Origin of the sequence: Sphaerisporangium sp. NPDC005288 (assembly GCF_040607475.1) — a bacterium.
Lineage (GTDB): Bacteria > Actinomycetota > Actinomycetes > Streptosporangiales > Streptosporangiaceae > Sphaerisporangium > Sphaerisporangium rhizosphaerae.
In genome coordinates, this window is record NZ_JBEXGT010000030.1 from 77513 (window position 1) to 97623 (window position 20111).

The 20111-nt window shown below is 71.6% G+C and carries 16 protein-coding genes; 9 read left to right on the forward strand and 7 right to left on the reverse strand.

Features of this window, described 5'->3' with window-relative positions:
- Positions 1-63: 63 nt before the first annotated feature.
- Together prcA and prcB are read right to left on the reverse strand one after the other, a co-directional pair.
- Complete coding sequence (gene prcA, locus ABZU32_RS26260; protein WP_354926111.1) at positions 64-864, reverse strand: proteasome subunit alpha; 801 nt, start codon at positions 862-864, stop codon at positions 64-66.
- A gap of 39 nt (positions 865-903) precedes the next feature.
- Positions 904-1722 (reverse strand): proteasome subunit beta, encoded by an 819-nt coding sequence (gene prcB, locus ABZU32_RS26265; protein ID WP_354926113.1) that lies wholly within the window; start codon positions 1720-1722, stop codon positions 904-906.
- A 250-nt stretch (positions 1723-1972) separates the two neighbouring features.
- Here prcB and ABZU32_RS26270 point away from each other — a divergent pair, with 250 nt between their 5' ends.
- From ABZU32_RS26270 to ABZU32_RS26295, 6 genes are all read left to right on the forward strand, one after another.
- Positions 1973-3346 carry an extracellular solute-binding protein gene (locus ABZU32_RS26270; protein WP_354926065.1) on the forward strand — a complete coding sequence of 458 codons (1374 nt, stop codon included), beginning with the start codon at positions 1973-1975 and terminating at the stop codon, positions 3344-3346.
- Between the two features lie 116 nt (positions 3347-3462).
- The gene (locus ABZU32_RS26275) at positions 3463-4347 is read left to right on the forward strand and encodes a sugar ABC transporter permease (RefSeq protein WP_354852778.1); all 885 of its coding nucleotides are present in this window, start codon (positions 3463-3465) and stop codon (positions 4345-4347) included.
- Complete coding sequence (locus tag ABZU32_RS26280) at positions 4344-5228, forward strand: carbohydrate ABC transporter permease (protein WP_354926067.1); 885 nt, start codon at positions 4344-4346, stop codon at positions 5226-5228. Before ABZU32_RS26275 ends, ABZU32_RS26280 begins: the two co-directional genes overlap by 4 nt.
- On the forward strand, positions 5225-6301 hold the full coding sequence (locus ABZU32_RS26285; RefSeq protein ID WP_354926069.1) for an ABC transporter ATP-binding protein: 1077 nt from the start codon (positions 5225-5227) through the stop codon (positions 6299-6301). Before ABZU32_RS26280 ends, ABZU32_RS26285 begins: the two co-directional genes overlap by 4 nt.
- Positions 6298-7533 carry a CehA/McbA family metallohydrolase gene (locus ABZU32_RS26290; protein ID WP_354926071.1) on the forward strand — a complete coding sequence of 412 codons (1236 nt, stop codon included), beginning with the start codon at positions 6298-6300 and terminating at the stop codon, positions 7531-7533. Before ABZU32_RS26285 ends, ABZU32_RS26290 begins: the two co-directional genes overlap by 4 nt.
- Positions 7534-7582: 49 nt before the next feature.
- A complete protein-coding gene (locus ABZU32_RS26295; RefSeq protein WP_354926073.1) occupies positions 7583-10660 on the forward strand; it encodes an alpha-mannosidase in 3078 nt (1025 codons plus the stop codon).
- 72 nt (positions 10661-10732) lie between these two features.
- Here ABZU32_RS26295 and ABZU32_RS26300 read toward each other — a convergent pair whose 3' ends face one another.
- The gene (locus ABZU32_RS26300; protein ID WP_354852769.1) at positions 10733-11191 is read right to left on the reverse strand and encodes a MarR family winged helix-turn-helix transcriptional regulator; all 459 of its coding nucleotides are present in this window, start codon (positions 11189-11191) and stop codon (positions 10733-10735) included.
- Positions 11192-11288: 97 nt separating this feature from the next.
- Between ABZU32_RS26300 and ABZU32_RS26305 the strand changes: the two genes are divergently transcribed.
- Positions 11289-12053 carry an SDR family NAD(P)-dependent oxidoreductase gene (locus tag ABZU32_RS26305; protein WP_354926075.1) on the forward strand — a complete coding sequence of 255 codons (765 nt, stop codon included), beginning with the start codon at positions 11289-11291 and terminating at the stop codon, positions 12051-12053.
- 536 nt (positions 12054-12589) lie between these two features.
- Here ABZU32_RS26305 and ABZU32_RS26310 read toward each other — a convergent pair.
- A complete protein-coding gene (locus tag ABZU32_RS26310; protein WP_279787070.1) occupies positions 12590-12799 on the reverse strand; it encodes a ubiquitin-like protein Pup in 210 nt (69 codons plus the stop codon).
- A gap of 380 nt (positions 12800-13179) precedes the next feature.
- Here ABZU32_RS26310 and ABZU32_RS26315 point away from each other — a divergent pair, with 380 nt between their 5' ends.
- Positions 13180-14061 carry a serine/threonine-protein kinase gene (locus ABZU32_RS26315; RefSeq protein WP_354852765.1) on the forward strand — a complete coding sequence of 294 codons (882 nt, stop codon included), beginning with the start codon at positions 13180-13182 and terminating at the stop codon, positions 14059-14061.
- 168 nt (positions 14062-14229) lie between these two features.
- On the opposite strand, the gene dop is transcribed toward ABZU32_RS26315, so the two are convergent.
- The 3 genes from dop to ABZU32_RS26330 all read right to left on the reverse strand — a co-directional run bounded on the left by dop (position 14230) and on the right by ABZU32_RS26330 (position 18771).
- Complete coding sequence (gene dop / locus ABZU32_RS26320; protein ID WP_354852763.1) at positions 14230-15747, reverse strand: depupylase/deamidase Dop; 1518 nt, start codon at positions 15745-15747, stop codon at positions 14230-14232.
- Between the two features lie 179 nt (positions 15748-15926).
- Positions 15927-17690 carry a proteasome ATPase gene (gene arc / locus ABZU32_RS26325; protein WP_354852762.1) on the reverse strand — a complete coding sequence of 588 codons (1764 nt, stop codon included), beginning with the start codon at positions 17688-17690 and terminating at the stop codon, positions 15927-15929.
- A gap of 220 nt (positions 17691-17910) precedes the next feature.
- A complete protein-coding gene (locus ABZU32_RS26330) occupies positions 17911-18771 on the reverse strand; it encodes a tRNA (adenine-N1)-methyltransferase (protein ID WP_354926077.1) in 861 nt (286 codons plus the stop codon).
- Positions 18772-18922: 151 nt separating this feature from the next.
- On the opposite strand from ABZU32_RS26330, the gene ABZU32_RS26335 reads away from it, so the two are divergent.
- Positions 18923-20053 carry a GNAT family N-acetyltransferase gene (locus ABZU32_RS26335; protein WP_354926079.1) on the forward strand — a complete coding sequence of 377 codons (1131 nt, stop codon included), beginning with the start codon at positions 18923-18925 and terminating at the stop codon, positions 20051-20053.
- Positions 20054-20111: the final 58 nt, after the last annotated feature.

Genomic DNA, 20111 nt, shown 5'->3' on the forward strand with positions numbered 1-20111 from the left:
GCGAGCACGACGTCCCGGCCCCCTCGTTCGGGGACCGGGACGTGAGGCCGCAGGCAGGACGGGTCAGTCGACGGAACCGGTGTCGATCTCGCCCTCGGGGGCGGTGGCCGGGGAGTCGCCCTCGGGCTTGGCGGCCTCGCCGGCTCCCGCCTTGGGCTCGGTGGAGGGCGCCGCGGAGGGCGCGGTGGCCGCGAGGAGACGTTCGAGGCGGCCGCCGGTCAGGCGCTGGAACTTGCGGTGCTCGCGGGTGCGGTCGAGGACCGCCACCTCGAGCTGGGACACCGGCGGGCGCTCGCCGCCGGGCTCGGTCAGGGCGGCCAGACCGGCGTCCAGTGCCTCCGTCAGCGGCATGCCCTGGCGGAAGCGCTCCTTCAGGCGGCCGGCCACGGTGTCGGCCACGCCGCCCATCACCACGAACCCGTGCTCGTCGGTGACCGAGCCGTCGAAGGTGAGGCGATAGATCTGGTCGTCCTCGGGGGCGTCGCCGATCTCGGCGACGACCAGTTCGACCTCGTACGGCTTGCGCGACTCGGTGAACACCATGCCGAGCGACTGGGCGTAGAGGTTGGCCAGGCCGCGCGCGGTGACGTCGCTGCGGTCGTAGGTGTAGCCGTTGATGTCGGCGTAGCGGATGCCGCCCAGGCGCAGGGCCTCGAACTCGTTGTACTTGCCGACCGCGGCGAAGCCGATGCGGTCGTAGATCTCACTGATCTTGTGCAGCGCCCGGGAGGCGTTCGGAGCGACGAACAGAATGCCGTTCTCGTACTGCAGCACCACGACGCTGCGGCCGCGCGCGATGCCCTTCCGCGCGAAATCGGCCTTGTCCCGCATCTCCTGTTCGGGGGACACATATCCAAAGGGCATGGACACCGGTGGTGATCCTCTCGTGGCCGTGGGTGGTGACTAGCGCAGCGGAGCCGTGGGGCCGTCGGGGTCGCTCATGCGGCGGTCCAGCACCTGCCGGACGTACCCCTCGACCTCCTCGTCGGACAGACGGCGGTAGCCGTCCTCGGTGATCACCGCGACCAGCGGCCAGATCTTGCGGGTGACGTCGGGACCACCGGTCGCCGAGTCGTCGTCCGCGGCGTCGTAGAGCGACTCGACGCAGGCCATGACGGTGTCCTCGACCGCGGCGTTCTCGCGGTAGAGCTTCTTCAGCGCGCCGCGCGCGAACAGCGAGCCCGAGCCGATGGAGGCGTAGTTCGTCTGCTCGTACGGGCCGCCGCCCACGTCGTAGGAGAAGATGCGGCCGGTGTCGGAATCTTCGTCGTAGGCCGCGAACAGCGGCACCACGACCATGCCCTGCATGGCCATCGGCAGGTTGGCGCGGATCATCGCGCCGAGCCGGTTGGCCTTGCCGTCGACCGACAGCATGCGGCCTTCGCGCTTCTCGTAGTGCTCCAGTTCCACCAGGTAGAGCCGGGCGAGCTCGATGCCCGTGCTGGCGGTTCCGGCGATGCCCACGCACGAGTAGTCATCGGTGCGGAAGACCTTCTGCATGTCCTTCTGGGAGATGTAGTTGCCGGAGGTGGCCCGGCGGTCGCCCGCCATGACGACGCCTCCCGCGAACGTCGCCGCGACGATGGTCGTGGCGTGCGGGATCTGGTCGCCGACGGAGGCCGCCAGGGACTCGAATCTCCCCGGGAGGAGCCCCGGAGCGTAGGACCCGACGAACTCGGTGAACGACGTCGACCCCGTGTCCAGGAACAGAGGATTGTTCATCCAGCCCCGCTGTGCTGCCACGCGACTCCCTCCAGAGCGCCTTACAACTCCTACGCCGACCCTACTCGTGGTGCTGTGGTGGTTGCACTTCCCACGATCAGCTCACGGCGAACCGCTTCCGCCCATCCAGCCTCATCTTCCACGAAAATAATCTTTACGGACGAGACCGGGCATGAAATTGTCGAGTTGTCGTGACATGAAAACAGGCAGCCCCCCACTCGCCCCCCGTCCCCAAGGGGAGGTCCCTCCGTTGAGACTCGCACGACCCCTCGTTCTCGTGGCCGCCACCGCGCTCTCCCTCACCGCCTGCGCTTCCGGAGGATCCTCCGGAGGCGGCGACGCCACCGTGACGATCACGGCCAACGCCATCTCCGGCGGCAAGAACGCCGCCACCGCCGACTGGACCAAGAACTGGCTGATCCCCAAGTTCGAGGAGGCCCAGAAGGCCAAGGGCAAGACCGTCCACGTGCTGTTCCAGCCGAACGGCGTGGACGACGAGCAGTACAAGACGAAGATCGCCCTGGATCTGAAGTCCGGGGCAGGGGCAGACGTGATCGACCTCGACGGCATCTGGGTGGGCGAGTTCGCGCAGGCCGGGTACATCAAGCCGCTGGCCGAGACCGCCGGGCCCGAGGTGGAGCAGTGGGAGGGGTGGAGCCAGATCCCGAAGGCCGTCCAGGACCTCGGCATCTTCGACGGCAAGAAGTACGGCCTGCCGCAGGGCACCGACGGGCGCGTCCTGTTCTACAACAAGACCCTGTTCGCCAAGGCGGGGCTGCCGGCCGACTGGCAGCCCAAGAGCTGGCAGGAGATCATCGACGCCGGCACGGCGCTGAAGAGGGCCGGCGTCCCGGTGCCCCTGCAGATCAACGCGGGCACCGCGATGGGCGAGGCCACCAGCATGCAGGGCGCGCTGCCGCTGCTGGCGGGCACCGGCACCGAGATCTTCTCCGGCGGCAGGTGGACGGGCGCCTCGCAGGGCCTCAAGGACGTCCTGGGCTTCTACCGGCAGGTCTACACCGCCGGTCTCGGCGACCCCCGGCTGCAGCAGGAGGCCAAGGGCCGCGACAAGTCCTTCCAGATGTTCGCCGAGGGCAAGATCGGCGTCCTGGCGGAGGGCGACTACTTCTGGCGCTCGGTCGTCGAGCCCAAGGCCGGCGTCGCCCCCATGCAGGACCGCGACAAGGTCGTCGGGTACGCGCTGATCCCCGCCGAGCGGCCCGGCGCCGGGGTGCGCGGCCAGGACTTCGTCAGCATGTCCGGCGGCGCGGTGCGGGCGCTCAACCCCAGGTCCAAGAACATCAAGCTCGCCTGGGAGCTGCTGTCGTTCATGCACTCGGCCGAGGCCACCAAGGCCGGCCTGGCCGGGGAGGCGCGCATCACCTCGCGCACCGACGTCAACGACGAGGTGCTGACCCCTGACCCGATGCTCGGCTTCGTCGCCCAGAAGGTCCTGCCGATCACGAGCTACCGTCCGGGCCTCGCCGTCTACCCGGAGGTCTCGGTCGCCCTCCAGGAGGCCACCGCCGCCATCGTCTCCGGCAAGACCGTCGACGAGGCCGCCACCGCCTACCAGCGAAAAGTCGAATCCCTCGTCGGCGGCCCCGCCAACGTGGCCCAGTGACACCGATGGCACGAAGCGTTGCGATGCCACTGGATGCCTTCCATGCGTGAGGTACCCACCGGCGCGTCCTCGCTCCGCGCGAGCGGAGCGAGCGCCAAGAACACAGAGCGAGCGCCATGAGCACAGATGCGGCGGGGTTGGGGAGGGGGAGGGCGGTCGGGTTCGTGTTGCCGGCCGTGGTGCTCATCGGGGTGTTCCTGATCTTCCCGGCACTCTGGACCATCTATCTCGGGCTCACCGACTTCCGGCTGACCGGGCTCGCGGCCGCCGACCCCCGGCTGGTGGGCGTGGACAACTACGCCGAGGCGCTCGGGGACGAGCGGTTCGGCACCTCGCTGTGGCTGACGGTGCAGTTCGTGATCGGCTCGGCGATCATCGGCCAGGCGGGCCTGGGGTTCTCGATCGCCTGGGCGCTGCGCAACCGCACCGGCCCGGTCAAGCGGGTGGTCGAGGGGCTGGTGCTGCTGGCGTGGATCCTGCCCTCCTCGGTGGTGGCGTTCCTGTGGATCGCCCTGCTCGACCGGGACCAGGGCACGCTGAACGCGGTGCTGCACACGCCCGGGTTCGCCTGGCTGCTGGACCACCCGATGCCGTCGATCATCGTCTTCAACGTCTGGCGGGGCACCGCGTTCTCGATGATGCTGTACGGGGCGGCGCTGGAGAACGTGCCGCCCTCTCACCTGGAGACGGCCCGCCTGGCCGGGGCCTCGACGGCGCAGCAGTTGCGCGACGTGGTGTTCCCCCGCATCAGGGGCCACATGCTGACCAACCTGCTGCTGATCAGCCTGTGGACGTTCAACGACTTCACGAGCTTCCAGATCACGGCGGGCGGGCCCGAGGGCCGGTCGGAGATCCTGCCGGTCTACATCTACAACGTGGCCATCAGCGGCGGGCGGCTCGGGTTCGGCGCGGCGGTGTCGTTCCTGGTGCTGATCATCAACCTGGTGCTGGCGCTGGTGTACCTGCGGCTGCTGCGCGGCCGGAGGGGGGTGGCGGCGTGACCGTGGAAGAAGGCCGAAAGACCACCTCGGGCGTCGCCCGCCCGGCGGGGGCGGGCGCCGCACGGGCGCGCCACGCGGTGGCGTCGATCGGGCGGGCGACGTTCCTGGCGGCCGTCGCCGGGTTCTTCGCGCTGCCGCTGCTGTGGCTGGCCACCGCCCCGTTCGACGCCCATCCGACGATCACCGCCTCGGTGCCGGAGTTCACGCTCGGCAACTTCCGGGCGCTGCTCGACAACCCGTACGTGCTGTCCTCGCTCGGCAACTCGGTGCTCCAGGCGGCGGGCAGCGCGGTGCTGGTGGTGGTGCTGGCGGCGCTCGCGGCGTACGCGCTGTCGCGGGTGCGCATCCCCGGCAGGGACGCCTTGCTGTACGTGCTGCTCCTGCTGTCGTCGGTGGTCACCGGCACCGCGGCCATGGTGCCGATCTTCGAGCTGGCCACCCGGCTCAACCTGGTCGACACCCACCTCGGCGTCGTGCTGACACTGTCGGGCGGCCTGCTCCCGGCCGCGATCTTCATTCTGAAGGACTTCATGGACGCCACGCCGACCTCCTACGAGGAGTCGGCCCGGGTGTTCGGGGCGAGCCCGCTGCAGATCCTGTGGCACATCGTGGTGCCGGTCGTCAGGCCAGGGCTGGCGACGATCGCGGTGTGGGCGGTGGCCTCGGTGTGGGGCAGTTTCCTGACGCCGTTCATCCTGTTGCGCGACCCGGAGAAGTCCCCGGGCGCGGTGATCCTCTACACCCTGTACACCGAGGGCGGCTCGCCCCGCCTCGACCTCATCTCGACGTTCTCGCTGCTCTACTCCCTCCCTGTCGTCCTCATGTACGTGTTCGTCAGCCGCAAGTACGGCTTCCGCTTCCACGGAGGGATCAAACGGTGATCTCGCTGCACGGCCTGACCAAGGAGTTCCCCGGCGGGGTCCGGGCGGTCGACGCCCTGGACCTGGAGATCGCCGACGGGGAGTTCTTCGCGCTGCTGGGTCCCTCCGGTTGCGGCAAGACGACGCTGCTGCGCACGATCGCCGGCCTGGAGACCCCCACCTCGGGCAGCGTCACGATCGGCTCGGCGGACGTGACGGCCCTGCCGCCCGGCCGGCGGGACGTGGCCATGGTGTTCCAGGACTACGCCCTGTTCCCGCACATGGATGTCACCGCCAACATCGCCTACCCGCTGCGGATCAAGAAGGTGCCCCGCGCCGAGCGGGAGGACAAGGCGGCGGCGACGGCGGCGCGGCTGAGCCTGTCGGAGCTGCTCGCCCGCCGGCCGGGCCAGCTGTCGGGCGGCCAGCAGCAGCGGGTGGCGCTGGCCCGCGCCATCGCCTGCCATCCCACGGTGTTCCTGTTCGACGAGCCGCTGTCCAACCTGGACGCACGCATGCGCCTGGAGGCCCGGACGTTCCTCAAACGCCTCCAGCGCGAGCTGGCGGTCACCACGGTGTTCGTCACCCACGACCAGAGTGAGGCGCTGGCCATGGCCGACCGCATCGCCGTCATGTCCGCCGGGCGCATCATGCAGGTCGGCACGCCCTCGGAGGTGTTCCAGCGGCCCTCCAGCACGTTCGTGGCCTCCTTCATCGGCTCCACGCCGATGAACCTGCTGCCGGGGGTGGTCCAGGACGGCGCGCTGCGGGTGGCCGGGGCCGTCCTGCCCCTGCCTGAAGGGCTCGCCGAAGGCGAGGAGATCGTCTACGGGCTGCGGCCGGAGTACATGGACCTGTCCTGCTCGGCCCGCGAGGACGCCTTCGCCGGCCGGGTCTCGGTCGTGGAGAATCTGGGCACGTCCTTCCTGGTGACGCTCGAGGTGGGCTCCGGCACCCGCACCGGCACCGGCGAGCACCTGGTGCAGGCGGTGGTCCCCGAGGACGCCGAACCCGCCCCGGGTGCCGCCGCGTGGGCGGTCCCGCGCCATCCGCGCGCCCTGGTGTACCGCGACGGCGGGCTGGTGGCCGCGTGACCGGGCTCGCGCCGATCCGGCTGGACGGCCGCTGGACGCTGGAGGACCGCCTGGTCAAGCAGGTGTGGGGGGTGCCGTTCGAGCTGCCCGCGGCGGCCCGCGCGTTCACCGTGGAACTGTCCTACGACCGCTCGGCCGGCGTCCTCGACCTCGGCTGCGAGGGGCCCGCGCGCTTCCGCGGCTGGTCGGGGGGCGCCCGCTCCCGGTACACGATCGCCCCTTCGTGGGCCACGCCCGGCTACCTGCCCGGCGAGCCGGAGCCGGGCGCCTGGCAGGTGCTGATCGGGCTGTACCGCGTCCCGCTGGACGGCGTGGCCTACCAGGTCACCGTGACCCCGCACGCCGTCCCGCCCGCGCCGCCCGGCCCGCCGGCCGCTCCCCCTCCGGCCCTGGTGGCGCCCGCCTCGGCGCGCCGGGGACTGCCCGTGCTGGACGGGCTGCGCTGGCACGCCGGCGAGCTGCACGCCCACACCGTGCACTCTGACGGCGTCCTCACCATCGACGAGCTGGCCGCGCTCGCCCGGTCGCAGGGCCTGGACTTCCTGGCGGTCACCGACCACAACACCGTCAGCCACCACGCCGAGCTGCCCGCCGCGGCGGCGCGCGCGGGGATCACGCTGGTGCCCGGCCAGGAGGTCACCACCGACCTCGGTCACGCCAACGCCTTCGGCGACATCGGGTGGATCGACTTCCGGCGTCCCGCCGACGCCTGGGCGCGGGAGGTGCACGACCGGGGCGGGCTGCTGTCGGTCAACCATCCCCTCGGCGCCGACTGCGCGTGGCGCCACCCGTTCACCGAGCGGCCCCGCACGGCCGAGGTCTGGCACTCGGGGTGGTGGGACCGCACGTGGGGCGCTCCGCTGTCCTGGGCGCAGGCGTGGCACGACGACCTGGTCTACGTCGGGGGCGGCGACTTCCACCGTCCGGAGGAGAACCACCCGCCCGGCGCGCCGGCCACCTGGGTGCTGGCCGAGCCGGTCGGCGACGGCGCGGGAGGCGCGGCCATCGTGGAGGGCGTCCGCGCCGGCCGGACGGCCGTCTCGGCCGGGCCCGAGGGGCCGCTGCTGCTGCGGCACGGCGGGGAGTTCTGGGTCCTGGACGCCGACGGGCTGGTCCTGTGGGGTCCCGACCATCGCTCGGTCATCCGCGGCGACCGGGTCACGCTGCCCGCCCGTCCCGGGCCGCACCGCCTGGAGACCACGCGCAACGAGGTCATGGCCCTGTGCACCTGACCGCCCGCCCGCCTGTGAGAGCCCGACGTCCCCCGGCCGGAGGCACCTGGTGAACGAGATCGTCGTCGTCCCGCACACCCACTGGGACCGGGAGTGGTACCTGCCGTTCCAGCGCTTCCGCATGGGCCTGGTGCGGATGCTGGACGAGGTGCTCGACACCATGGCCGCCGACCCCGCCTACCGGTTCACCATGGACGGGCAGCTCGCCGCGGTCGAGGACTACCTGGAGATCCGCCCCGAGCGCAGGGACCAGCTCGCCGGGTTCGTCCAGGAGGGCCGCTTCGCCGCCGGGCCGTGGACGATCCTGGCCGACGAGTTCCTGTGCTCGGGAGAGACCCTGATCCGCAACCTGGAGTACGGGCTGCGCGGCGCCGGGGAACTGGGCGGGGCCATGGAGGTCGGGTACCTGCCCGACCAGTTCGGGCACTGCGCGCAGATGCCGCAGATCCTCGCCCTCGCCGGACTGCCGGTCGCCTGCCTGTGGCGCGGGGTGCCCGCCTCGGTCGAGCGCGACGTGTTCGCCTGGGAGGGCATCGACGGCACGGTGATCCCCACCCAGTACATGCCGGGCGGTTACGGCAACGCGGTGGCGCTGTTCACCGGCCCGGAGGAAGGGATGGGCGACCGGCTGGCGGCCTTCACCGGCGTCATGCGCCCCTGGCGCGCCGAGGGGCCGCTGCTGGCCATGTACGGCGCCGACCACTCCGCGCCCGCCGCCGGGATCACCGCGGCCGGGCTGCGCCTGGCCACCCTCGGCGAGTACCTGTCCTCACCTGGTGCCCTGGACGGTGCCGGCGGGCCGGCGCCGGTCGTCCGCGGCGAGCTGCGCTCCCACGCCCGGGCCAACATCCTGCCCGGCGTGATCTCCGCCCGCGTCCACCTCAAGCAGGCCATGGGCCGCGCCGAACGCGTCGTCACCCGCTACGCCGAACCCCTGTCCGCCCTGTGGCTCGGCCACCGCCCCGGCGAACCGCGGGACGAAGGGCACGGCGAAGACGGACAGCGGAGCGAGAGCGGACGGCACGGTCACGGCGGACGGCGGAGCGAGAGCGGACGGGACGGCCACGGCGGACGGCGCGGCGAGGGCGAGCGGACGGCGGCGCGGCGGCTGATCGAGCTGGCCTGGCGCGGGCTGGTCGCCTGCAGCGGCCACGACTCCATCACCGGGTGCGGCGCGGACGAGACCGCCCAGCAGGTCGGCGCGCGCGTCGCCGAGGCCGAGCAGATCGGGCAGGCCGTGGTCGACCTGGTCTCCGCCTCGCTCGCCGCGGGCGCCCGGCGCGACCAGGTCGTGGTCGTCAACCCCTCCCCCTTCGCCCGCACCGCCCTGGTGACGGCCGACCTGCCCGCGGAGCGCTCCGGGCTGGCCGCCGAGGACGGCTCGGCGGTGCCGGTGCAGCGGCTGGCGCAGTCCCCGACGCTGCTCGACGAGTCGGCCATGGATGACTTGGGCGCGCTCCTCGGCCGGATCCACGAGCGGGAGCTGTTCGGCCACGAGATCGTCTCCTGGGCCGCGGGCGACGGGGTGTTCACGGTCGTCGTCGGCCGCCACGCCTCCACCGCCTACCGCCACGCCGACCTCAGGGCCGACATCGAGGCGGCGGTCGCCGCCCGCCCGGGCCCGTGGCTGGTCCGCACGGTCGCCGACCCCGTGGTGACCGTCGCCGCCCAGGCCCGGGTCCCCGCCCTGGGACGCACCGTGCTGACCTCCGCGCCCGCCTCCGCCCCCGTCCCTTCCTCCCCCGGGGCGCCGGGCGGGCACGGGGTGCTGGACAACGGCCTGCTGCGGGTGGCCGCGCAGGACGACGGCACGCTCGCCCTCACCACGCCGTCCGGCCTGACCGTGCGGGGCGTCGGCCGCGTCGTCGACGGCGGGGACGCCGGCGACACCTACAACTACGCCCCGCCCGCGGGCGACCGCCTGACCGGCACGCCCGCGTGGGTCACGGTCACGCCGGTGTGCTCGGGCCCGCTGGTGTCGGTGATGGAGGTGGCGCGCGGCTACCGCTGGCCGGTTCGGCTCACCGGCGGCGCCCGGTCGCCGGAGGAGGCCGAGGTCACCGTGACCACCCGGGTCGAGTTGCGCGCGGGCGAGCCGTACGCCCGGCTGGCCGTCACCTTCGACAACGCCTGCCGCGACCACCGCGTCCGCTGGCACGCTCCCCTGCCCCGCCCGGCCGCCGAGTCGTTCGCCGGCGGCCAATACGCGGTCGTCCGGCGCGGGCTGAGCGCCGAGGGCGGCTGCGGGGAGGAGCCGCTGCCCACCTTCCCCGCCTCGGGCTTCGTCGCCGCCGGCGGCCTGGCCGTGTTCCCCGGCCACGTCACCGAGTACGAGCTGCTGCCCCATGAGGCCGCGCCGCCTCCGGACGCCCCCCGCGCCGCCGCACCCGGCGACTCCGCCGACTCCGGTGACTCCGGTGACTCCGGTGACTCCGCGGGCCCCGGCGGCCCTGGCCCTGGGACCCCCAGTGGCCCCGGCGGCCCGGCCGGAGGGGCGGGTGAGCTGGCGGTGACGTTGCTGCGGGCGGTCGGGTACCTCTCGCGCAACCACAACGCCTACCGGGACGAGCCCGCCGGGCCGCAGATCGCGACGCCCGGCGCCCAGTGCTCCGGGCCGATCACGACCCGGTTCGCGGTGCACCTGTACGAGGGCGGCTGGGACCGGGCCGCCCTGCCCCGCCTCGCCGAGGAGTACCACCTGGACCTGCTGGCGGTCCCGGGCTCCGCCCAGACCGCGCCGGCGGCGCGGACGCCCGAACCGGAGGTGAGCGGCCCGGCACCGCGCTCCCGGCCCGAGGCGAGCGGCGACGCGCCGGAGCCGTGGCAGGAGGCGCGCGGTTCCCGGCCGGAACCCTGGGCGGACACGAGCGGTGCGGGGGCGGAGTCGCGGCTGGAGGTGGGCGGCGATGGCGTGATGATGGGCGCGCTGCGCGAGCGGGACGGCGCACTGGAGGTACGCCTGGTCGCCGAGCATCCCGCGCCCACCGAGGCGGTGATCAGAGGCGCGTTCACCACCGCGTGCCTGGTGGACACCCTCGGCCGCCCGATCGGCCCCCAGCGGCCCGTTCAGGGCCTCCTGCGGCTCCCGCTGCGCCCCTTCGAGATCGCGACGGTCCACCTGACCTGAGGGACACCCAGGGGCGGCCGTCGCCGGCGATCCACGACCGCCGCGGTCCACCTGGCCTGAGAGGCGCCGGGCTCAGTCGTCGCTCGCGACCCGCTGGATGGCACTGGCGAGCCGGGCGAGGTCGATGCCTTCGAGGTGGTCGAAGAAGTGCCGGCGCACGCTGGCCAGGTTGGCCGGCCACGCCTGCTCCAGGCGGGTGAGGCCGGCGTCGGTGAGGACGGCGTTCCACCCGCGGGCGTCGTCGTCGCACCTGACCCGTTCCACCAGGCCCTGATCCGCGAGGCGGGCGACGATGCGCGTCATCCCGCTCAGCGAGAGCTCGCAGGCGGCCGCGAGGTCCCCCATCCGCATCCGCCGCCGCGGCGCCTCCGACAGCCGCATCAGGGTGACGAACTCGACGAGCGGCATCCGTTGCTCGCGCATCATGTCGGCGTCGATGGCGCGCGGCAGCGCGTACATCACGCGGGTCAGCGCCCGGAGCAGTGTCTCCTCGTCGGGAGTGAGCGGCCGAGGCGGCTGGGCTGTGGTCATGAACCGGACTTTACTTGCTTCGCGAAGGAATTACCTGCTATTACTTGCTTGACGAAGCAAGTAAATGTCATGAACCACCCGGCGGGAGGAGCGCTCCATGGGAACGCTTGACGAGAAGACAGTGCTCATCACCGGCACCGCGGGAGGCATGGGCCGCGTCGCGGCGCTGGTCTTCGCGCGAGAGGGCGCCAAGGTCGTCGGCTGCGACATCCAGGCCGAGCCGAACCAGGAGACGGTGGAACTGGTGCGCCGCGCCGGCGGCGAGATGACGGGCATCGCGCCGAGCGATCTCAGCGATCCGCGGCAGGCGCGGCAGGTCGTCGAGGAAGCCGCGGCCGCGTACGGCGGGCTCGACGTGGTCTACAACAACGCGGCCTACATGCGCTTCGGCCCGATGCCCGATTTCTCGGTCGATGACTGGAAGGTGACGATGGCCGGCGAACTGGACATCCCCTTCCTGGTGTCGAAGTTCGCATGGCCCCATCTGGTCCGGCGCGGCGGCGGCGTCATCATCAACGTCGCGTCCATGGCCGGCATGATCGCCGGCCGGGTCCCCCCGATGGTCGCGCACGGTGCGGCGAACGCCGGTGTCATCGGCATGACGCGGCAGTTCGCGCTCGAAGGCGCGCCCCATGGGATCCGTGCGGTGGCGATCAGCCCCGGGCCCGTCCTGAGCCCGGCCAGCGAGCGCGACCTCGGCGACGACCAGGCCGCCAGGGACGCGATAACCGGCAAGACGCTTCTGAGGCGCTTCGCCCGCCCCGAGGAGGTCGTCGAGGTGGCGGCCTTCCTCGCCTCCGACCGGGCGTCGTACATCACGGGCGCCAACATCCCCGTCGACGGCGGTGCGACCGCCTGGTAGCGGGGCGGGCCGTCCTGCGGTCGGGGCGGTGGAGAGAGGGCCGTTCGACAGTGGAGTGGGCGCCTCCGGTGTGCGACGTACGGCCGGGCTGGGCCATTACCTCGCTGCGGGAGGCGCGGTGGAGAGAAGGCCGTTCGGACGTGGTGCGGGTGCCTCCGATGGGCGGCGTACGGCCGGGCTGGGCCGTGCCTCGCTGCGGGCGGGAGGGCGGTGGAGTCAAGGCCGTTCGACCGGGGGCGGACTGGGCGGGAGGTACGGCGCCGCGGCGGCCTCCCGTGATCGGCCGAGGCGCCCCCCGGGGGGCGCTGCGGGGCTCATGATGCCTGAGCGCCCTCCGGGGGCTGCGTACACCTGTCTGGGTGGCGCGGAGTCGACCTCCTCGCCTCTGGGTGAGGCGGGGTCGTCCTTCCGCCGGCGGTGACGCGCCTCGGCGTGCCTCGGCCCGAGGGCGGGGGTCGTCTCCGCGACCCGGGGTGGGCGAGGTCGCCGCGCTCGTCGCCGGGCGGGTGGGGCCGATCAGATCAGATCGGCCGGCCCTACTGGCCGCCCTTCTGCACGTAGCTGCGGACGAACTCCTCGGCGTTCTCCTCGAGGACCTCGTCGATCTCGTCGAGGATCGCGTCGACGTCGTCAGTGAGCTTTTCCTGACGCTCCTGGACGTCCGGAGCCGCCTGTGCCTCGGTCTCCTCGACCTCGGTCTCCTGCCGGCCGGTCTGCTTCTGGCCGCCGGTGTCCTTCGTCGCCATGTGGTACCTCCGCTTGGGGGACGCATCTGATTCATATCTTCCCCGAACCAGACGACATTTCGCGCGGATCGTCCTGTGATCTACGCCAGACGCCTGGAAGAGGACCGTCCCGTCAGACAACCTCCCCGGAACAGGCCGCCGCAAATCTGGTGACTTGCCACCATTTATCCGCCCGATAGCGCCCGCATCGGAGCTTCGAGGGGCCCGTTGCCGGGTTCGCACCGCGGTGGGCGAACGACCGCCACACCCATGCCGGACTGGTGCAAATCTGATCGCCACCCCTTCTCATATGGCATTCTGTGAAGATCCGCCCATAGGCATCCCGCTCCCGAGGAGCGGCCGTGGGGGCTGGGTCACGATGCCGGATATGAACGGGTGAAATGAAAGCGGACCACGCACAGCTGCTCGGAGATCGCTACCGGCTGATCTCGCCGCTGGGCCAAGGTGGCATGGGCATCGTCTGGCGCGCGCACGACAGACGGCTCGCCCGCGACGTGGCGATCAAGGAACTGCGCCCGTCGCAGCACGGGGACCGGTTCGACGTGCACACGGCCAGGCGCCACGCGCTGCGCGAGGCGCGATCGGCCGCGCGGCTCAGCCATCCGGCCATCGTCACCGTCCACGACCTGCTGGAGGAGGACGGCCGGCTCTGGATCGTCATGGAACTGGTGGAGGCGCTGACCCTGCAGGCCACCGCCTGGCACCTTGGCCGCCTGCCGGTGCACTGGACGGCCTGGATCGGCTTCCACCTGCTCAGCGGCCTGCGGCACGCCCACGCGGCCGGCGTCCTGCACCGCGACATCAAGCCCGGGAACGTGCTGCTGACCGGCGAGCGGGTCGTGCTCAGTGACTTCGGCATCGCGGTGCTCCAGGACGAGACCTCCCACACCAACACCATGCCGATCGTCGGGTCCCCCGGGTACATCGCGCCGGAGCGGCTGCACGGCCACCCGGCGACGCAGGCGGCCGACCTGTGGTCCTTCGGGGCCACCCTGTACTTCTCGGTCGAGGGCAGGCCGCCGGCGACCGGCGGCGGGGACGTCCTTTCGACCACGCCGCCCGAGCAGGCGCGGATGCCCCGGCGGGCCGGCGCGCTCCGGACGCTGCTGGAGGGGCTGCTGCGGCCCGACCCGGCGGAGCGGCTCACCAGCGACCAGGCCGCCCTGCTGCTGTCGGAGATCCTGCGCAAGGAGGGCATCGCGGTGCCGCCCATGCGGCTGACCGGCAGCGGCATCTTCCCGCCCGGCGCCTTTACAATGTAGATCGGAACTGGCCCGTCCACCGGGAGGCGTCGCGAAACGGAGCCGCGAGACGACCCGCCCCGGCATGGGCCGCCCCGGCGCGGGCAGGGCTGGCGCGCGGGGCCGGGCTGGGTGGACGGGTCGCGGGCCCGCGGCCGGCGTGGTGGCCGGCCGGCGGCCCGGGCGGGGTCAGCGTTCGCCGGTGAGGGCGCTGACCAGGTCGGCGGCGGTGCGGCAGCGGTCGAGCAGCTCGCCCACGTGGGCCTTGGTGCCACGCAGGGGCTCCAAGGTGGGCACGCGCTGGAGCGACTCGCGGCCCGGGATGTCGAAGATCACCGAATCCCACGAGGCCGCCGCCACCGACTCGCTGTACTGGCGCAGGCACCGGCCGCGGAAGTAGGCGCGGGTGTCGTTGGGCGGCAGCTCGATGGCCCGCTGGACGTCGTCCTCGGTGACCAGCCGCTGCATGCGGTCGCGGGCCACCAGGCGGTTGTACAGGCCCCGCTCGGGGCGGATGTCGGTGTACTGCAGGTCGACCAACTGCAGGCGAGGGTGCGACCAGGGCAGACCGTCGCGCGAGCGGTAGCCCTCGAGGATCTCGAGCTTGGCCACCCAGTCGAGCTCCCTGGACAGCTGCATCGGGTCCTCGGCCAGGCGGGTGAGCACCGACTCCCAGCGGTTGAGCACGTCCTTGGTCATGTCGTCGACGGCCGCGCCGAAGCGGTCCTCGACGTACTTGCGCGCCTGCTCCAGGTACTCCATCTGGAGCTGGACGGCGGTCATCTTGCGCCCGTCGCGCAGGGTGATCTCGTACTTGCAGGTCGGGTCGTGCGAGACGGCCCGCAGCGCCGCCACGGGGCTCTCGACCGACAGGTCGCCGGTGAGGAAACCGTCCTCGATCATCGCCAGCACCAGGGCCGTGGACCCCAGCTTGAGGTAGGTCGAGATCTCGGACATGTTGGCGTCGCCGATGATCACGTGCAGGCGGCGGTACTTCTCGGGGTCGGCGTGCGGCTCGTCGCGGGTGTTGATGATGGGCCGCTTGAGCGTGGTCTCCAGGCCCACCTCGACCTCGAAGAAGTCGGCCCGCTGGCTGATCTGGAAGCCCTCGCCGCGCGAGTCCTGCCCGATGCCGACGCGGCCGGCGCCGCAGACGACCTGGCGGGAGACGAAGAACGGCGTGAGGTGGCGCACGATGTCGGCGAAGGGCGTGGCGCGCCGCATGAGGTAGTTCTCGTGGCAGCCGTAGGAGGCGCCCTTGTTGTCGGTGTTGTTCTTGTACAGCTGGATAGGAGCGTTCCCCGGCATGGCCGAGGCGCGGACGGCGGCGTCGTGCATGACCCGCTCGCCGGCCTTGTCCCAGATCACCGCCGCACGGGGGTTGGTGCACTCGGGAGTGGAGTACTCGGGGTGGGCGTGGTCGACGTAGAGCCTGGCCCCGTTGGTCAGGATGACGTTGGCCAGCCCGAGATCCTCGTCGGTGAGCTGGGTGGGGTCGGCGATCTCGCGGGCCAGGTCGAAGCCGCGGGCGTCGCGAAGTGGATTCTCCTCCTCGAAGTCCCATCGGGCCCTGCGCGCCCGGGCGGCCGAGGCCGCCAGGTAGGCGTTGACCACCTGTGAGGAGGTCACCATCGCGTTCGCGCCCGGCTGCCCGGGTACGGAAATGCCGTACTCGGTCTCGATGCCCATCACCCGCCGTACCGTCACGCTCTCAGCCCTTCATCTGTGCTCTGTCGCACCCGGACCATCACCGTCACGCCGCCTGTAACCACGAGCCTAGACCGTCGCCCGCGCATCCAGACCCTCTGGTGGCTGCCCGCTCCGCCGGGGCGGAAACAGCGACGGCGCGGCTCCGGAGGAACCACGCCGTCGCATGCCGGTGTCAATCAGAGGTACTGGCCGGTGTTGGCGACCGTGTCGATGGACCGCCCGGCTTCCGTGCCCTGCTTCCCGGAGACCAGGGTGCGGATGTAGACGATCCGCTCGCCCTTCTTGCCGGAGATGCGGGCCCAGTCGTCGGGGTTCGTGGTGTTGGGCAGGTCTTCGTTCTCGCTGAACTCGTCGACGCAGGCCGCGAGCAGGTGCGCGATGCGAAGGCCCTTCTGCCCGGTCTCCAGGAACGCCTTGATGGCCATCTTCTTGCCGCGGTCCACGATGTTCTGGATCATGGCCCCGGAGTTGAAGTCCTTGAAGTACAGGACCTCCTTGTCGCCGTTGGCGTAGGTCACCTCGAGGAAGCGGTTCTCCTCGGACTCGGTGTACATCCGCTCGACGACCCGCTGGATCATCCCGCCGACGGTCGCCTCACGGGAGCCGGTGTGCTCGCCGAGATCCTCCTCGTGGAGCGGCAGCTCGGTGGTGATGTACTTCGAGAAGATGTCCTTGGCCGCCTCGGCGTCCGGCCGCTCGATCTTGATCTTGACGTCCAGGCGGCCGGGCCGCAGGATCGCCGGGTCGATCATGTCCTCGCGGTTGGAGGCGCCGATGACGATGACGTTCTCCAGGCCCTCGACGCCGTCGATCTCCGACAGCAGCTGGGGGACGATGGTGTTCTCGACGTCGGAGGAGACGCCCGAGCCGCGGGTGCGGAAGATCGAGTCCATCTCGTCGAAGAACACGATCACCGGGGTGCCCTCGGAGGCCTTCTCACGGGCCCGCTGGAAGACCAGGCGGATGTGCCGCTCGGTCTCGCCGACGTACTTGTTCAGCAGCTCGGGGCCCTTGATGTTGAGGAAGAAGCTCTTGCCGGACTGGCCGGTCTTCTCCGCGACCTGCTTGGCCAGGGAGTTGGCCACGGCCTTGGCGATGAGCGTCTTGCCGCACCCGGGGGGACCGTAGAGCAGCACGCCCTTGGGGGGACGCAGCTTGTGCTCGCGGAACAGGTCGGCGTGCAGGTAGGGCAGTTCGATGGCGTCCCTGATCTGCTCGATCTGCCGGGACAGGCCGCCGATCTCCTCGTAGGAGATGTCGGGGACCTCTTCGAGCACGAGCTCCTCGACCTCGGACTTGGGGATGCGCTCGTAGACGTAGCCGGAGCGGGGTTCCAGCAGCAGCGAGTCGCCGGCCCGGATGGGCTGGTCGAACAGCGACTCGGCGAGGCGGACCACGCGCTCCTCGTCGGCGTGGGAGATGACCAGCGCGCGCTGGCCGTCCTCGAGGAGCTCCTTGAGCATCACGATCTCGCCGACGCTCTCGTAGCCGAGCGCCTCGACCACGTTGAGCGCCTCGTTGAGCATGACCTCCTGGCCGCGCTTGAGCGTGTCGACGTCGACCGCGGGGCTGACGTTCACCCGGAGCTTGCGCCCCCCGGTGAAGACCTCGACGGTGCCGTCGTCACGTGCCTCCAGGAAGACGCCGAAGCCGGACGGCGGCTGAGCCAGCCGGTCGACCTCCTCCTTGAGGGCCACGATCTGGTCCCGGGCCTCCTTGAGCGTGGCCACCAGCCGTTCGTTCTGCCCGGTGACCGCGGCCAGATTGGCCTGCAACTCATGGAGACGTTCCTCGAGGACCCTGGCTTGCCGTGGAGACTCGGCGAGCTTCCGGCGCAACGCGGTGATCTCCTCCTGGAGGAAGGAGACCTGAGTTGTGAGGTCAGCGACCTCCCGTTCGCGCTGGGCGGCTCGAGCCTCAGCGTCATCGCGAGCTGCCACAGTCACCTCCTTCCCAGTCGAGGGCGACTACTCAAGACCCTACCTATCTCGGGGGCATCCGTAACCTGGCCAGGGAGTGTTCGTGTCATTACATCCAGTGTTCAGTGTTAAATGCCTTATAGGCGGCTATTGCTAGTAAGCAGCGTCACACGGGTTTCTGTTCCCATGGTTGGCGAGCCGGCATGATTGCCCGCCGAACCTCATGGTCGGCTTCGGGAGCTCATGTGCCCGACTCCTCCCCGTACGCGCCCTTGGCGGGGCGTCGGCGCCTGGGCGGGGGCGTGACGCCGTCCGCCATGCGACGGGCCGTGACGAGGAAGCCCGTGTGCCCGACCATCCGGTGACCCGGGCGGACGGCGAGACCTTCCACATGCCAGTCGCGGACCAAGGTTTCCCACGAATGCGGCTCAGTGAAACTTCCGTGATCGCGGAGGCTTTCCACCGTACGCGACAACTGTGTTGTTGTCGCTACATAACAGCAGATAACACCACCAGGCGTCAGGGCTTTGGCCGCCGCGTCCACGCACTCCCACGGCGCCAGCATGTCGAGGATCACCCGGTCGACGTCGCTCTCGTCGAGGGAGGCGACCAGATCGCCCACGACCAGCCGCCACTGCTGCATGGGGCCGCCGTAGAACTTCTCGACGTTCTTGCGCGCCACCTCGGCGAAGTCCTCGCGCCGCTCGTAGGAGGTGACCGTGCCGCTCTCGCCCACCGCGCGCAGCAGGAAGCACGTGAGCGCCCCGGAGCCGACGCCGGCCTCCACGACCCGCGCGCCGGGGAAGACGTCGGCCATGGCGACGATCTGCGCGGCGTCCTTGGGATAGACGACGGCCGCGCCGCGCGGCATGGAGACCGCGTAGTCCTGCAGCAGGTGGCGGAAGGCCAGATACGGCGTCCCGCCGGAGGAGCGCACGACCGAGCCCTCGGGAGACCCGATCAGGTCGTCGTGCGGGATGGAGCCTTTGTGCGTGTGGAAGACACCGCCCTCTTTGAGCGTCACGGTGTGGCGCTTGTCCTTGGGGTCGGTTAGTTGTACCTGATCACCGGGCCGGAACGGCCCGTGCCTGCGGAAACCCATGCGCGCAAGGCTATATCCGCCCGCCGCCCGCTCGCGCGGGCGCGCGAGCCCACTGGGGTGACCGGTATCAGGTGGAACGCGACCTCTGGGGTGGCGCATCCCCCTCAGAAATGGATTGGCCCTCCGCGCCCGATCCTGGTAGCTCTTTGCCATGCTTCCCCGGCTTCCCGGGCTTCCCCGGTACCCCCGCGAGACGGTCCAGGCGGGCCCGTACCTGCTGCGCCCGCCCGCCAAGGACGACATCGACGCGATCACGCGGGCCTGCGCGGATCCCGAGATCGCCGCCTACGTCCCGAGCGTCCCGGTCCCCTACACCGCCGACGACGCGCGCGTCTTCGTCACCGAGACCGCCCCCGGGACGTGGGAGGCGGGCGGGGCGTACTTCGCCATCGCCGACCCGGCCACCGGCGACTGGCTCGGCAACGCGCTGCTCAAGCCGCCGTCCGCGGCGGGCAACGCCGAGATCGGCTATATGGTCGCGCCCTGGGCCCGCCGGCGTGGAGTGGCCACCAACGTGACCCGGGCCCTCAGCGAATGGGCCTACCAGCACGGGACGCACCGGGTCGAACTGCTCACCGATCTGGAGAATACCGCGAGCCAGCGCGTCGCGATGGCCGCGGGCTACCGCCGCGAAGGCGTCCTGCGGGAGGCCGCCCCCCGCAAGGACGGCGGCGGCCGCACCGACCTGGTGCTGTACGGGCGCCTGGCCACCGACCCCGGCACCCCCCAGCGGTCTTACCTGCCCGACCTGCCCGGGGGGTCGCTCTCGGACGGCGTGGTGCGGCTCGCGCCGCTCACCCTGGCCGACGTCGACGCCTACCAGGCCATGATGAGCGAGCCGGACGTGCTGGTGCGCAGCGTCCCGCCGCTCGCCCCGCTACGCGAGGAGAGCGTGTACCGCGCCCGGTGCACCGGCATGTGGTGGCTGGCGGGCGAGCGGGCCGAGCTCGGCATCCACGACGCCGCCACCGGGGAGTTCGCCGGCCACATCCAGCTCATGAACGTCAACCAGGCGCTCGGCCAGGCGATGATCGGCTACAGCCTGGCCGGGCGCTTCCGCGGCCGCGGGTTCATGACCAGGGCCGTGGACCTGCTGTGCGAGTGGGCCTTCGCCAGGACCTCCCTGCACCGCATCGTCGCCGGCACCGCGACCGACAACACCCCCTCCCACCGCGTGCTGGAGCGCGCGGGCTTCGAGCGGGAGGCCCTGGTCAGAGCGCTGCTGCCGGGCGCGGACGGCACCCGGCACGACGACCTGCAGTGGGTGCGCCTGCGCGGCTGAGCCCCCCTCCCCCGGCCACGCCGCCCTCCCGCCGTGAGGCGCGGCTCCCCCGGGAAGA

What these genes read in the sequence shown, in the direction of transcription:
- ABZU32_RS26310 (WP_279787070.1), bottom strand. Translation starts at nt 12,799, where the DNA reads ATGGCGACGAAGGACACCGGCGGCCAGAAGCAGACCGGCCGGCAGGAG.
- ABZU32_RS26300 (WP_354852769.1), bottom strand. Translation starts at nt 11,191, where the DNA reads ATGACCACAGCCCAGCCGCCTCGGCCGCTCACTCCCGACGAGGAGACA.
- ABZU32_RS26305 (WP_354926075.1), top strand. Translation starts at nt 11,289, where the DNA reads ATGGGAACGCTTGACGAGAAGACAGTGCTCATCACCGGCACCGCGGGA.
- prcB (WP_354926113.1), bottom strand. Translation starts at nt 1,722, where the DNA reads ATGAACAATCCTCTGTTCCTGGACACGGGGTCGACGTCGTTCACCGAG.
- ABZU32_RS26330 (WP_354926077.1), bottom strand. Translation starts at nt 18,771, where the DNA reads ATGGGTTTCCGCAGGCACGGGCCGTTCCGGCCCGGTGATCAGGTACAA.
- ABZU32_RS26335 (WP_354926079.1), top strand. Translation starts at nt 18,923, where the DNA reads ATGCTTCCCCGGCTTCCCGGGCTTCCCCGGTACCCCCGCGAGACGGTC.
- prcA (WP_354926111.1), bottom strand. Translation starts at nt 864, where the DNA reads ATGCCCTTTGGATATGTGTCCCCCGAACAGGAGATGCGGGACAAGGCC.
- ABZU32_RS26315 (WP_354852765.1), top strand. Translation starts at nt 13,180, where the DNA reads ATGAAAGCGGACCACGCACAGCTGCTCGGAGATCGCTACCGGCTGATC.
- ABZU32_RS26275 (WP_354852778.1), top strand. Translation starts at nt 3,463, where the DNA reads ATGAGCACAGATGCGGCGGGGTTGGGGAGGGGGAGGGCGGTCGGGTTC.